The sequence below is a fragment of the Acinetobacter sp. YH12235 genome (assembly GCF_013417705.1).
Classification (GTDB): Bacteria; Pseudomonadota; Gammaproteobacteria; order Pseudomonadales; family Moraxellaceae; genus Acinetobacter.
The window spans coordinates 55,444-69,320 of record NZ_VPDL01000015.1 but is presented as its reverse complement, the minus strand read 5'-3'; the positions used below and the strand labels follow the sequence as shown (position 1 = coordinate 69,320).

The window sequence follows — 13,877 nt, the reverse complement described above, 5'->3', positions numbered from 1 at the left end:
GGCGACAGCTACCTAAAAAATATGGTTCTAATGACGAATACCGTATTTTAGGCAAAAATAGAGGGAACAAACAATTCCTTTTATTGATATTTGTTATATATAGGGCTGTTAAATTTGAAAAAACTGCGATGATTGGATGAAAGGCTTAGGGAATGAGAATCATCATCAGCTAAGCCCTATGCGGGATAGGGCTTAGAAGAGATTTTAACTTGGCTGTTTCATGAGATCTTTAAGAGCATAAAGTTGCTGTAATGCTTCACGTGGGCTCAGATTGTCGACATCAATGTCTTCTAATAATTCAAGCGCTGCTGAAGGCTTTTCAATCTCGATGACTTTTTCGATGATTTCAGGCATCGCAAACAGATCATGCTGCGGACTCTGTGGTTTGGCCTGATGCTGCTTTTCCAGAATCTTCAAGCGATGCTGAGCTTCTTTAATTACAGCCGCAGGAATACCTGCCAGTTTAGCCACTTGTAAACCATGACTCTGGCTAGCTGGGCCATGTTGGACTTTATGCAGCAGAATAAGGTTGCCATTTAGTTCTTTGGCTGTGACATGATAGTTATCAATTCCTGCTTCTTTGTCCAGTTCGGTTAGCTCAAAATAATGCGTTGCGAACAGACATAGACATTGAATCCGTTTAGTCAGATCCAGCACACAAGCCCAAGCCAGGGACAGCCCGTCATAAGTACTGGTTCCACGACCCACTTCATCCATCAGAACCAGAGATTGACTGGTAGCATGATGCAGAATTTGCGAAGTTTCCGTCATTTCCACCATAAAGGTTGATTTGCCAGTCGACAAATCATCTGCAGAGCCAATCCGGGTAAAGATTCGGTCAATTGGACCCAGTGTTGTCGATTGCGCTGGCACATAACTACCGCAATAAGCCAGTAGGGCAATCAGGGCAGTCTGGCGCATAAAGGTGGATTTACCACCCATATTTGGACCGGTGATAATGGCCATACGGTGCTGATAATCCAGCTGGGTATCATTTGGAGTAAAGGCTGCCTTGCTTAAGGCTTCAACCACAGGATGACGGCCGGCAACGATTTTCACACCAATTTCAGGGCTGAATTTTGGTCGTGCCCAATTGCGTAAACGTGCCTGATAGGCAAAGTTTGCCAACAGATCGATCTGGGCAATCGCACTGCTCATCATCTGTAGATTGCCAATATCCTGACGCAGTTCATCCAGCAACATTTCGAATAGCATTTTCTCGCGAGCAAGTGCACGGGATTCGCTAGACAATACTTTATCTTCAAAAGCTTTTAGTTCAGGCGTGATATAACGCTCAGCATTTTTCAGCGTTTGGCGACGGATATAATGTTCAGGTGCCTGTTCAGCTTGTGCACGAGTCAGTTCGATATAATAACCACTGACACGGTTATAGCCGATTTTCAGGGTAGGAATGCCGCTTTGCTCACGTTCCTTAATCTCCAGATCAATCAGGAACTGTCCGGCATGATCACGGATTTTACGCAGCTCATCCAGCTCGCTATCGAAACCTTCTGCAATGACATTGCCATCACGTAGCAATACCGGTGGATTTTCAACAATGGCGGACATCAGGCGCTGATGCAGGCCATGAAAATCGCCCAGTTCTTCATTCAGCTGTTGCAATAATTTCGAATTCTGCTGACTTAACAGCGGTTGTAACGCATGGCGTAAAAATGGAATCTGTGCACAGGCTTGACGTAATTGAACCAGATCGCGTGGACGAGCACTACCTAAAGCGATACGGCTGAGTACACGTTCAATATCACTGATTTCTTTTAAGACCAGACGGACTGGCGATTCATGGAAACCTTCAAGCAATGCCTGTGTCGCATCCAGTCGCTCATCCAGTATCGCAGTATCACGAAGCGGTTGCATCAGGGTGCGGCTAAGCAGACGGCCACCCATAGCGGTCTGACAGTCATTGATCAGCTGAAACAATGAAGTGCCATGTTCAAATAAAGGCTCAATCAATTCGAGGTTGCGACGGGTGACTGGATCCAGTGCAATAAAGTCTGAACTTTGTTCCAGTTGAATGGTTCGGATATGCGGTAAAGCCGTTTTCTGGGTTTCTTTGGCATAGTGAATCAATGCAGCCGCAGCAGCTTTGGCCAAAGGCAGATGATCAATTCCGAAACCTGAAAGTGTACTTACTGCAAACTGGTCGCATAAGGTCTTCTGGGCATTGTTCTGGTTGAAGTCGACATTCGGACGTTTACTGATTGGAACATCTAGCTGTTGTTTTAAGTGTTCTACCAGTGCTTGATCTTGCAGATTTTCATCAATCACAATTTCGCTAGGCATGAGGCGTGCCAATTCAATGGCTAACTGACTTAAGTCATAATCGATTTGCTGGACTTTAAATAAACCCGCACTCAGGTCGAGAAGTGCAATTCCGATTTGTTGGTGTTGAACACACAGAGCCACCAGGTTGGAGGTTTGATGCGCACCTAATAAGGCATCATCAGTTAAAGTCCCGGGAGTGATAATCCGGACGACCCCACGTTCAACTGGACCTTTACCAGTCACTTCACCGATCTGCTCGCAGATCACCACCGTTTCGCCTTTTTTCACCAGACGAGCCAGATAGCCTTCAGCAGCATGGAAAGGTACACCGGCCATGGGAATTGGCTGGCCATTGGCTTTACCGCGATGGGTCAGGGTAATGCCTAAAATTTTGGCGGCCTTATGGGCATCTTCAAAGAACAGTTCATAGAAATCACCCATGCGATAAAACATCAATGAGTGTGGATGCTGCATTTTGACCGACATGTACTGCTGCATCATGGGCGTTAAGCTAGAGAGATCAGCCACAAGTTCTGAACTGGTCATTAAGAAAAAATCCTTTAAATATATAAAGCAAAACCTGAATCTTTTTCCGAAACACTATCCTCGGAAAACCTGGAAAATAGCCTAAGCTAAAATCCTGTAAAGACTGGTTTGAATGTCAAAAATAATTGTCTCAAGTCTAACAAATTTAATTTTTAGAAAGAAACATAAATCCGCAGGAATCTGTATTTGTACGGACTTAGTCGATATAAAGCATAAAAGGGTATTGATACATGGGTTGCCCATAAAAAAAGCCACCGATAGGCAGCTTTTTTATATCGCTTATCAAAATTTAATCAGGATCATACAATCCCAAGTCGACCAGATGTAATCTGAGAAGGCGGCGGAGTTCCAGTACAGCCTCAGGCGTTTCCTGAACGGAATGTCCACCTTTGATAATTTTATTGGAAGCCGCACCTTCAAGATATGCACTCTGATAAGCGACGACATCATCAGTCATAATATTTTCATCATCGCTATCTGTATTGTTGCCAATAATCGAGTGAAATTTGAAACCTGGTGCCGGATTAATATCTTTAGTCAGTGCCGTGAATTTTGATTTCTTACTAAGATCACTCGGCCCATTCTGAATCAGGTCACGACCAACTTCATGCAGAAAATCACTTAAGCCAATTTCACCTTGGACAGTATCGGCAAATGCACCCAAAAAGGCACTCGGCACACGAATAATTTTACGTGCCAGTTTGGTATGCCAGCGATCTGCATAATCGGTCCCTTTATGCGGTGCTGCCAGGAAAATAGCACGACTGAAATTCGGAACAGGCTGCATTTTGAAACGCGCTTTAAAGAGTGGATTGTCCCGGAACTTGGTCAGCTTTGAATCTTTTACAATATTAAAAGCGGGCTCGGTAATATCTGCATCACTCACCAATAGACGGGCAATGACACCACCCATACTGTGTCCGACCAGTACAGCTTCTTTTTTGGCTGGTGCATTATTGCTAATACGCGCGAAACCTTGTTGAAGCAGCGCATTAATCTGGAAACGGCTTTCCAGAATAGGCATGTTGGTTGAGTAGAAGACCTGCCACACCTGGAAATTTTCTCTTAAGACCGGATCACCCATAATATCATTCGTTAAACGAATCCAGGCTTCCGGGCTGCTGGCCAAACCATGAATCAGCAATAAAACCTTCTTATTTGGATTGTAAGGTTCCAGCATAAACAGATGCGGCATGACCAGATTATCGTCACGATTGATCAGTGTCAGATAAGCTGCGCGTCCCAGATTGTTTTCTGCCAGCCATAGCCCATAAGGCGCTGAAAAGTTTGCCGCTAAAGCATATTCCTTATTGGCAACTTTAATCTTGTCATATTTATACGGGTCATAAAGTTTTAAATGGAAGTTGCTGTTATTCAGGATCTGTTCTACAGAGTTTGCTGATTCTGGAATGGCGGTAATCGTGGTTGCCAGATAACGTGCTGAATGAATAAAAGGATTTATGCCATTTTGATATTGGTGATTTAGTGGATCGACCAGATATTTTTTATCTTTTTTGGAAATTTCTTCTTCTGGCAAGACCACCAGAAACTCAGAGCCGAAACCGTCACGACGGGTAATCGAGCGCAGACCAGAGAAGTTCATGTTATAGGTCGACATTAACTGTTCAATTGGCTGATTCTTGAGCTGGGGGAAATTGTCCAGATTAATGGTATAGATACTGTTTCCAACCTGCAGACGTTGACCGGCTTCTTTGGTTTTATAACGTTCTGCGTAGATCTGGATTAAATGAGCAATTGCCAGGTTATAAAAGTCACGAATCTGAACTTGTCGGTTGTCGAAGATCCGGTCCTGTGGTGCACGTTCAGTCTGAAACAGATAGGCATAACTGTAGCGGATACTTTTATCCAGCATTTGTAACTGCTGTTCCTGACATTTTTGCAGGTTCTGGGTTTGCAGTTGCTGTTTTTCTTCAGATCGGGTCTTAGCCAGAGCACTGGTTTTACATTCAGCCGATTTACCAAGCTGGAGTGATTTAGCTAGATATAATTCACTCGATGTTGAAAGTAATTGCTCATCCAGAATCTGTGGAATTTCTTGTAGCTCTTTCACACATTCTTCTGGATTATTTTCACAGACTTGTGCTTCACGTCCGGTCATGGATAGGACATTCAGACTGGCTTCACTCAACTTATCGCGTGTAAGAATGCTATCGCGTTCATTATTGATGGTGACATTAATAGCCTGCTCTTTAACACTCACCACCTGACAGCCACTCAGTACAGCTGTCATGAGTACAGTGCAAAGTAATGCTATCTTATTTATTTTCTCGTGCATAAAGACTTTGAACACTCATTTAAAATTATAAAGCTTGATAATGCTTTGTATTTTACTAATTTTTTCCCATAAAAATAGACCGCCGGAGCGGTCTATTTGTAATATTATGAATCTGAAATATAGCTTATTGTGCTGGTGTAGGTGCAGGGGTTGTTGGTGCAGGAGCGGCTGTTTGCATGACTTGCCATACGTTCCAGCGACCCTGTTTTTCAATTTCCTGAATCAGACGATCAGCGACTTCAGCTTCTTGCGGATATTTAATTTTGTAATTATTCAGAACCTGAACAGCGTTCTTTTTATTCTCCATGGCAATGTAGTTATTTGCCGCAGATAAATAAGCTTCTTGAACACCTGCCTGCATTGCCTTGTCCAGATACTGAATTGCTTCGCGGTGACCACCACCTTCAGACAGACCAAAACCGAACCAGAAGTTTGCTTCAGCATCATCCTGGTTAATACGAAGAATGCGCTGTGCATAGGTCATTGATTTGGTGGTATAGATAGAACCCAAATCAAGATTACGTGCCATCACGCTGGCCTTAAATGCACGCATTAAGACATCAAATGAAGCATTCGGACGTGAAGCCAAGGTATCCAGCTGTTGAGAAACTTCGCGAAGTTTTGCTTCAAAACCACGGCGTTCCTGACGGTCGCTAAAGCGGGGTGGATAATGACGCGCTTTACCTTCTACCATCTGCAAGAAATCATCGATTTCGGTAATGTCGATTTCATTTTCATTGGCAAGTGCTGCATAACGCATACTGCGTGTATTGCTATCCACCATCGGGATGATCAGCTTGTTCACATCTAGGGTTAACTGTTTAGACGGATCTTTAGGATCAGTGACCACCATTTTCGTCACTGGCTGCGCAGCGGCTTTTTGCAAATGAACTTCAAATGGAGGTGGTTCGTTATAGTTAAATGGATTTAAAGCATAAAATGGCGGAGTAAGTTCAGGTTCAACAAAAACTACCTGATCAGCTGGTTTCTGTTCTTGTTTGCTTGAGGTCGGTGCCATAGAGCACGCCGTCATGGTAAAAGCTAAGCAAGCAATTGCTAAGGGCTTCAAGGTCATAATATCCGTCCATTCATGTTATTTTTTAAAACATCTATTCAAAAAATGCATGATCGTCAGTCTATGAAAAGTGCTGCGATCATGCAAGCAAATGCGTGTTACAAAAGAATTACGATTTATAGTCAGGCCTTGGACTGACTGGTTTGTGCTTCGCACTCACGGCGCGCATCTTCCAGAATTTTAAGTTCTTCCTTGCTAAACGGCTGTTCATTTAACTGGTTTTTCTTAAAAGTCGGGTCAAGCAGAGACAGGCGGTTGCACAGTGTATTCATGCGTTTTTCATTTTGTTGAATACGGTCAAGTAGAACACGCATACCTTCCAGAATCGGGTCGGTCTGATCCTGTGTAGTTGCATAAGGCTGGAAACCAATGCTTTCCGCATAATCACGACGACGTGCTTCAGCATCCTCTTTTGGCTGGTCTTTGGTAATAAATCGGGCAGGATTGCCGACCGCTGTGGTATTCGGCGGAACTGCTTTGGTAACCACAGCATTGGAACCAACCTTGGCATTCTTACCTACAGTAAATGGGCCCAGAATTTTGGCACCTGCACCAACAACAACACCATCTTCCAGAGTCGGGTGACGCTTGCCTTTATTCCAGGTGGTACCACCTAAAGTGACGCCATGATACAGGGTGACATCATCGCCAATTTCCGCAGTTTCGCCAATCACAACGCCCATGCCATGATCAATGAAAAAACGTTTACCAATCTTGGCGCCCGGATGAATTTCGATACCTGTTGCAAAACGGCTAAAAGAGGACAAAACACGCGCTGAACCTTTACAGTCTTTTTTCCATAGCTCATGTGCCATGCGATGCATAATCAGTGCATGGATGCCAGGGTAGGTGGTTAAGACTTCTAAGGTATTGCGTGCTGCAGGATCGCGCGCAAAGACAGCTTGGATATCTTCTTTGAGCTGTTTTAGCATTAGTTTTGATCCTCATCCTGTTGTGATGTATGGGAAGATTTTTTCCAGGTGCCGTTATTCAGTGCCTGAACACGAGTGAAAATACCACGAAGTAAGTGATATTCCATACGATCTAATTGTATACGTCCGAAAAGGCGACGCAAGCGTAAAGGAAGTAATCGTGGGTTTTTTGGATCCATAAATTCAATTTCTGCCAGCATTTTTTCCAGATGCGGGTAGAACTGTTCCATCTGTTCATGGGTCACCAGCGGTTCATCCCACTCCATTTCAATGCCATCAATGACTTGCATGTTGGCTTTGGGATCACGTGGGTGTTCAACCTGATCCAGTGCTGCCATACGCAGTTCATAGCAGATCACCTGAATGGCTTGAGCAACATTGAGTACGCCATAGTCAGTATTCACAGGAATGGTTAAGTGATAATTCGCCATCGCCAGTTCTTCATTGGTCAGACCGCGGTCTTCACGGCCAAACAGAATCGCAATTTCCTGTTTATCTTCAACTACAGCTGAAAGTGCTTTTTCAGCAGCAGGGCGAACATCTAGTAAAGGCCATGGAATAGTGCGGCTACGTGCGCTGGTACCAAAGACGATCTGGCAATCTTTAATGGCTTCTTCTAGCGTTTCTACGATTTCAATCTGCTCGATCAGATCGGTTGCACCTGCAGCAAGTGCATCAATATCCGGATGAGGATAGGTTTTAGGCGCAACCAGAACCAGCTTGCACAGGCCCATGGTTTTCATGGCACGTAAGGCACTACCAATATTGGCAGGCAGGGTAGTATTAACCATGATAATACGCACATGGGAGAGATGTGCTGAAACAGCAGCATTGTCAATTTGACTCATGATGATTCCAGTTTGGATATATTAAAATGGGAGATTTATGAATACTGCGGCTGAGATTCAGCTTCATATTGTGCCAGCGCATCGTCCATACTCATGTCAGCAGGTGGAGGTGGAACCTCAACTGGCTTAGCTTCTTCATAAGATACGGCACGTGCAGCTTTAGACTTCACCTGATACTCGATATAGAGCGCAGTCTTGCCAAAATAATCACGTAGCTTGGCGAGAAGATCATCCAGCGGCGCAACTTTCCAGCTTAAACCCAGATGCAGTTCGGCCGTGGCATAGCCATAATCCAGATATAGAATCACTGGAATATGCGTGCTCATGTCCACATTGGTATATGGCACTAGAATCTGCTGCAAGTCACGGCTGAGGGTTTTGCTGTAATGTTCAGCTTGCAAGGTAATCTTGATGCTGTTAGCACGTTTCTGACGGATTTCATTCAGGCTAAAGGCCTTAGTTAAACGACCGAGTGGACGGTCAAAACCTTCACGTTCGTAGATTTCACCTTCAATCACTACCACTTTATCGACCTGAACGATGTCTTTAAAGCGCTGGAAGCGTTCATGGTTGGTGGAAATTTCGATACGTGCCGTACCATCATCTAATGTCACCATCATCCGGTTCGGGAAGTTAGCGACATCGACTACCAGACCGGCAAACACAGTCGTTACACCACGACGGGTTGGGGTTAATTCATTGATCTGACAAGGTACAAAAGCTTTTAGTTCATTACGATATACATCAATTGGGTGACCAGTCAGGTATAGACCTAAGGTATCTTTTTCACCTTTCAGACGAACTTCATCTGACCAAGGTTTCACCGGTTTGGCAGGTTTACGTTGGACTTCTTCAACTTCCCCGAACAGATCCATGATCCCGGTTTCACGGTTCTGACGCGCCTGATCCGCAGCTTGTACCGCTTCAGGCAATTGTGCCATTAGGTCAGCACGTTCAATGCCTAGACAATCTAGTGCACCCGCACGGATCAAGGCTTCGAGCGTACGTTTATTGATTTTTTTCAGGTCGATACGGTGACAGAAGTCAAACAGGTCTTTATAAGGACCTTCTTTCTGACGTGATTCAATCACGGACTGCATTGCCGCTTCACCCACGCCTTTAATCGCACCTAAACCATAAACAATGGTTTTTGGATCACTGGCATGGAACTGGTAAATCGACATATTCACCGATGGTGGTAATACTTCCAGTCCGTTATGACGGCAATCATCAATCAGGAACACCACGTTATCAGTGTTCTGCATTTCCGAGGTCATCACCGCTGACATGAATTCAGCAGGATAATGCGCTTTCAACCAAGCTGTTTGATAGGCGACAAGTGCATAGGCTGCAGCATGCGATTTGTTAAAGCCATAGCCTGCGAATTTTTCCATATAGTCGAAGATATGGTTCGCCGTTGCTTCATCGATATCTTTTTTCGCAGCACCTTCAATGAAGATCTTACGCTGCTTGACCATTTCTTCAGGTTTTTTCTTACCCATCGCACGACGAAGTAAGTCCGCACCACCCAAGCTATAGCCGGCACAGAACTGTGCCGACTGCATTACCTGTTCTTGGTATACCATGATCCCGTAAGTCGGCTCTAATACCTTTTCCAGTAATGGATGCAGGTATTCAAACTCGCCACCATGCATACGATGGATAAAGTCAGGAATCAGGTCCATTGGACCCGGACGGTATAGCGATACGAAGGCGATAATTTCTTCGAACTTGCTTGGACGTGCTTCCTTGAGCATTTTCTTCATGCCGACGGATTCAAACTGGAATACCGCGGTGGTATTCGCCGTCGCGAAGATGTTATAGGCTGGCTTGTCATCCAGCGGAATATAGGAAATATTCACCGGTTCGGTCACGTCTGGGCGGGCATTGATATGCTTGATCGCATCTTCAATCACGGTCAGGTTACGTAGACCCAAGAAGTCGAATTTGACCAAGCCAGCAGCTTCGACATCATCCTTATCGAATTGAGCAACACGTGCAGTACCATCCGCATCACACATCACGGCTGAATAGTCGGTCAGTTTGGTCGGTGCAATCACTACACCACCGGCATGTTTACCGGTATTACGGGTAATGCCTTCAAGCTTGAGTGCCATTTCCCAGATTTCTGAGGCATCGTCATAATCGGGATTTGATGGATTGGTGACGATATCTTTCAGTTGAGGTTCAGCTTCCAATGATTCTTCAAGGCTTAAACCCAGAGGCTTGGTTGGAATCAGTTTGGAAATACGATCAGCCAGACCATAAGATTTACCCAAGACACGGGCTACATCTCGAATCGCACCTTTCGCTGCCATGGTACCGAAAGTCGCAATTTGCGATACCGCATCACGACCATAAGTCCGTGCCACATAGTCAATTACGCGGTCACGACCAGCGATACAGAAATCGACGTCAAAGTCGGGCATCGAAACACGTTCCGGGTTCAAGAAACGTTCGAACAGCAGGTCATAGCGCAGAGGATCAAGATCGGTAATTTTCAAACTATAGGCTACGAGGGAACCCGCACCTGAACCACGGCCCGGACCTACCGGTACGCCATTTCCTTTGGACCATTGAATGAAGTCCATGACGATCAAGAAGTACCCTGGGAAGCCCATATCCAGAATAATCTTGATCTCAAAGGCCAGACGTTCATCATAAGGCTGACGGATTATAGGCCAGTCTTCTTCACGTTTTTCTGGTGGATACAGGAAGTTCAGGCGTTCTTCTAAACCTTCTTCACATAAATGTGCGAAGTAGGTGTCAATAGTATGGCCTTCAGGAATTGGATAATCTGGTAGATCGTTGAAACCTAAACGTAGGGTGACATTACAACGTTTTGCGATATGGAAGGTGTTTTCAATCGCGGTTGGAATATCGCTAAACAGTTCCGCCATTTCTGTTGAGCTTTTAAAATATTGCTCAGGGCTATAGGTTTTAGGACGGCGATTATCACCAAGCACATAACCATCTGCGATACAGACACGCGCTTCATGTGCTTCAAAGTCTTCGCGTGCAATAAAATGCACATCATTATGTGCAACTACACCAATATTATATTTCTTTGCGAGCTTTACCGCTTCTTCAATGAAAGTATCTTCATTAGCACGGCCAGTGCGGGTGAGGGCGAGATAAACACGATTTCCAAATTTCTCTACCCATTCTTGCAGTAGCGGTTCAGCTTTATCGGGATTTGAAGTAATCAGCATTTTGCCGACATCGGACTGCATACCGAGCAATACGATCATGTCATCGTGCTGATTCAAGATCCAATCTTTTTGTACGCAAGGAATATCCAGTTGCTGGCCGCTGATATAACCTTCAGACACCAGTTCGGTCAGGTTGCGCCAGCCTTTGTTGGTCATGGAAAGCAGGGTAACCCGATGCTCAGCATCATTCAGACGAATTTCAGAGCCAAGAATCGGTTTGATGCCTTTATCCAAACATTTTTTATAGAATTTAACAGCAGCATGTAGATTGGATAAATCAGTCAGCGCGAGTGCTGGCATCTCGTCATTCGCAGCAGCTTTGACCAAGTCAGGTATACGTACGATGGATTCAGTAATCGAAAATTCTGTATGAATACCAAGATGAACAAAGTGCATAAATGAGTCCCTGCAAAAACCACTCGATAGTTTAGCACGGGATTTATTGTTTCAGTTTGAAATTGAGGGGAAATGCTGAACTTTTAGATTGTGAATTAGAATTGACTTAAAGTCATGTTTATCATTTTATCGGAATAGAACTACGTATCCAAATTGAATTTGTATTAGGCGACATGGATGTCGCCGTTGGCTTGTGATACAGGGACGTATCATCAAGCTAACAGAAGATTTTTGTTACCTTGCATAGCAGTGCTATTCATCTTTCAAAAGTAAAAGAAGAATTTCAAGTGTCAGTAAGTTTATTCATAAAGTTATTTGAAAATTAGAATTTCATTATTTTTACTTTAATTTAAATTTTGAGTAGTTATGCCTTACTTTTGACGGGCCAAAAGTAACAAAACCCCTCGTTGATCTGATGGCACTTCCATGTGCCACAGATCAACGGCAGCATCCATGCTGCTAAGTCATGTATCAAATGTTCGCTTCGATGTTTAAGATGCAGATATTTTTATGGGTAGAAAATAAAACCCTCAAAAAGAGGGCTTTATTTACTTAGGAATTTAGCTTAACGAAGTCGCGATAACCAGTCACCGACACTTTGTACAATCTGTACCAGGATCAATAAAACAATCACAGTCATGATCACCACAGAGGTATCAAAACGCTGATAACCATAAGAAATTGCCAGATCACCAATGCCGCCGGCACCAACTGCTCCAGCCATCGCCGTTGCACCAATTAGACTGATGGTTGCAGTCGTCAGGTTAAGAATGAGTGAGCTACGCGCTTCCGGCAGAATAAACTTAAAGATGATCTGCATTGGTGTTGCACCCATGGCTTGTGCAGATTCGATAATCCCCTCATTCACTTCTAGCAGAGAAGTCTCGACTAGACGACCAATATAAGGACCGACATAAATAGTCAGAGGCACAATCGCTGCCCAAGTACCAATTGATGTTCCGACCAAAAACTTGGTTAGTGGAATCACTGCAATCAGCAGAATAATAAAGGGTAGGGAACGCAGTGCATTCACAATCGGGTTTAGAGCATGATAAATCACACGGTTTGGCAGAATCCCGTTTGGGCGAGTGACAAGTAAAATGATCGCCTGAATAAAGCCCCAGATACAGCCAAACAGCATTGCGAAGAACACCATGTGAAAGGTTTCTTGCAGTGCAGTAACAAACTGATCCATCGATAGTGAACTTTTCCAGAATGGCGCAGTAATGGTGGTCAACCACTGTACAATTAAGTCTCTCATTCTTGTACTCCTGCTTGATCTACTTGTACGCCGTTATCTCTCAGATATTGCATTGCCGCTGTGATTTGCGCTGGATCGCCTAAAAGTTGGATAAACATCTGGCCAATCACTGAACCATTAATTTCTGTCATATTGGCAAACAGGATATTTAAACTGACATCAAACTGTTTGATCACACCTTGAATCACGGTTTCCTGCGCTGAGCTGCCCAGGAATTTTAAACAATAAATACTGTGATGATTCTGGTTTTCCAGATTCGCCAGAATATTCACTGGCAAGTTTTGCTGGAGTACAGTTTGAATGAAATTCTTGGTTGTTGGATGCTGAGGTTGACTAAAGATCTGCAGGGTAGAACCGGTTTCAATCACATCACCTTTTTCCATGACAGCCACATAATCACATACGGTCTCAATGACATCCATTTCATGGGTGACCATAACAATGGTAATGCCTTGTTCCTGATTAATGCGTTTCAGCAATTGCAGTACAGATTTGGTGGTTTGCGGATCTAAAGCAGAAGTTGCTTCATCACACAGCAGAATTTTGGGATGATTCGCGAGGGCACGCGCAATACCGACACGCTGCTTTTGACCGCCTGATAACTCGTCCGGAAAAGCATGACGCTTATGTTTTAGGTCAATAAAATCCAGCAGTTCTCCGAGACGTTTTTCCCGTTCAGCCTTACTCCAGCCAAGCAACTTCATTGGCATTTCAATATTGGCAGCCACTGTTTTAGTCTGCATCAAGTTAAAATGCTGAAAAATCATGCCGATCTGGGTACGTTCCTGACGCAATGATTTGGCATCCAAAGCAGTAAAGTTCGTGCCATTGATAATCACCTGACCAGACGTTGGGCGTTCAAGCAGATTAATCAGGCGGATCAGGGTACTTTTACCAGCACCACTATAGCCAATAATGCCAAAGATACTGCCGGTTGGAATCTGTAAATTGATCCGATTCAAGGCACGTAAGGTTTGACCCTTGAGCTCATACTGTTTGGAGATGTCTTTAAATTCAATCATAGTGTC

The 13,877-nt window shown here is 44.2% G+C and carries 8 protein-coding genes; all 8 read right to left on the bottom strand.

Going from position 1 to position 13,877, the window contains the following annotated elements; all coding sequences use genetic code 11:
• Nucleotides 1-204: 204 nt before the first annotated feature.
• The 8 genes from mutS to FTV13_RS09485 all read right to left on the bottom strand — a co-directional run bounded on the left by mutS (nt 205) and on the right by FTV13_RS09485 (nt 13,871).
• Nucleotides 205-2,829 carry a DNA mismatch repair protein MutS gene (gene mutS, locus FTV13_RS09520; RefSeq protein ID WP_180011848.1) on the bottom strand — a complete coding sequence of 875 codons (2,625 nt, stop codon included), beginning with the start codon at nt 2,827-2,829 and terminating at the stop codon, nt 205-207.
• Nucleotides 2,830-3,118: 289 nt separating this feature from the next.
• The gene (locus FTV13_RS09515) at nt 3,119-5,125 is read right to left on the bottom strand and encodes a triacylglycerol lipase (RefSeq protein WP_180011846.1); all 2,007 of its coding nucleotides are present in this window, start codon (nt 5,123-5,125) and stop codon (nt 3,119-3,121) included.
• 124 nt (nt 5,126-5,249) lie between these two features.
• Complete coding sequence (locus tag FTV13_RS09510; RefSeq protein ID WP_004786208.1) at nt 5,250-6,200, bottom strand: ABUW_2363 family tetratricopeptide repeat lipoprotein; 951 nt, start codon at nt 6,198-6,200, stop codon at nt 5,250-5,252.
• Nucleotides 6,201-6,322: 122 nt separating this feature from the next.
• A complete protein-coding gene (cysE, locus tag FTV13_RS09505) occupies nt 6,323-7,132 on the bottom strand; it encodes a serine O-acetyltransferase (RefSeq protein ID WP_179992297.1) in 810 nt (269 codons plus the stop codon).
• Nucleotides 7,132-7,980 carry an RNA methyltransferase gene (locus FTV13_RS09500; protein WP_179992298.1) on the bottom strand — a complete coding sequence of 283 codons (849 nt, stop codon included), beginning with the start codon at nt 7,978-7,980 and terminating at the stop codon, nt 7,132-7,134. Before FTV13_RS09500 ends, cysE begins: the two co-directional genes overlap by 1 nt.
• Nucleotides 7,981-8,015: 35 nt before the next feature.
• Nucleotides 8,016-11,588 (bottom strand): DNA polymerase III subunit alpha, encoded by a 3,573-nt coding sequence (gene dnaE, locus FTV13_RS09495; protein WP_179992299.1) that lies wholly within the window; start codon nt 11,586-11,588, stop codon nt 8,016-8,018.
• Between the two features lie 565 nt (nt 11,589-12,153).
• Nucleotides 12,154-12,849, bottom strand: coding sequence for a methionine ABC transporter permease (locus FTV13_RS09490; protein WP_004786199.1), 696 nt, complete (start codon nt 12,847-12,849; stop codon nt 12,154-12,156).
• Complete coding sequence (locus FTV13_RS09485; protein ID WP_179992300.1) at nt 12,846-13,871, bottom strand: methionine ABC transporter ATP-binding protein; 1,026 nt, start codon at nt 13,869-13,871, stop codon at nt 12,846-12,848. Before FTV13_RS09485 ends, FTV13_RS09490 begins: the two co-directional genes overlap by 4 nt.
• Nucleotides 13,872-13,877 lie beyond the last annotated feature (6 nt).

What these genes read in the sequence shown, in the direction of transcription:
- cysE (WP_179992297.1), bottom strand. Translation starts at nt 7,132, where the DNA reads ATGCTAAAACAGCTCAAAGAAGATATCCAAGCTGTCTTTGCGCGCGAT.
- FTV13_RS09490 (WP_004786199.1), bottom strand. Translation starts at nt 12,849, where the DNA reads ATGAGAGACTTAATTGTACAGTGGTTGACCACCATTACTGCGCCATTC.
- FTV13_RS09515 (WP_180011846.1), bottom strand. Translation starts at nt 5,125, where the DNA reads ATGCACGAGAAAATAAATAAGATAGCATTACTTTGCACTGTACTCATG.
- FTV13_RS09485 (WP_179992300.1), bottom strand. Translation starts at nt 13,871, where the DNA reads ATGATTGAATTTAAAGACATCTCCAAACAGTATGAGCTCAAGGGTCAA.
- dnaE (WP_179992299.1), bottom strand. Translation starts at nt 11,588, where the DNA reads ATGCACTTTGTTCATCTTGGTATTCATACAGAATTTTCGATTACTGAA.
- FTV13_RS09510 (WP_004786208.1), bottom strand. Translation starts at nt 6,200, where the DNA reads ATGACCTTGAAGCCCTTAGCAATTGCTTGCTTAGCTTTTACCATGACG.
- mutS (WP_180011848.1), bottom strand. Translation starts at nt 2,829, where the DNA reads ATGACCAGTTCAGAACTTGTGGCTGATCTCTCTAGCTTAACGCCCATG.
- FTV13_RS09500 (WP_179992298.1), bottom strand. Translation starts at nt 7,980, where the DNA reads ATGAGTCAAATTGACAATGCTGCTGTTTCAGCACATCTCTCCCATGTG.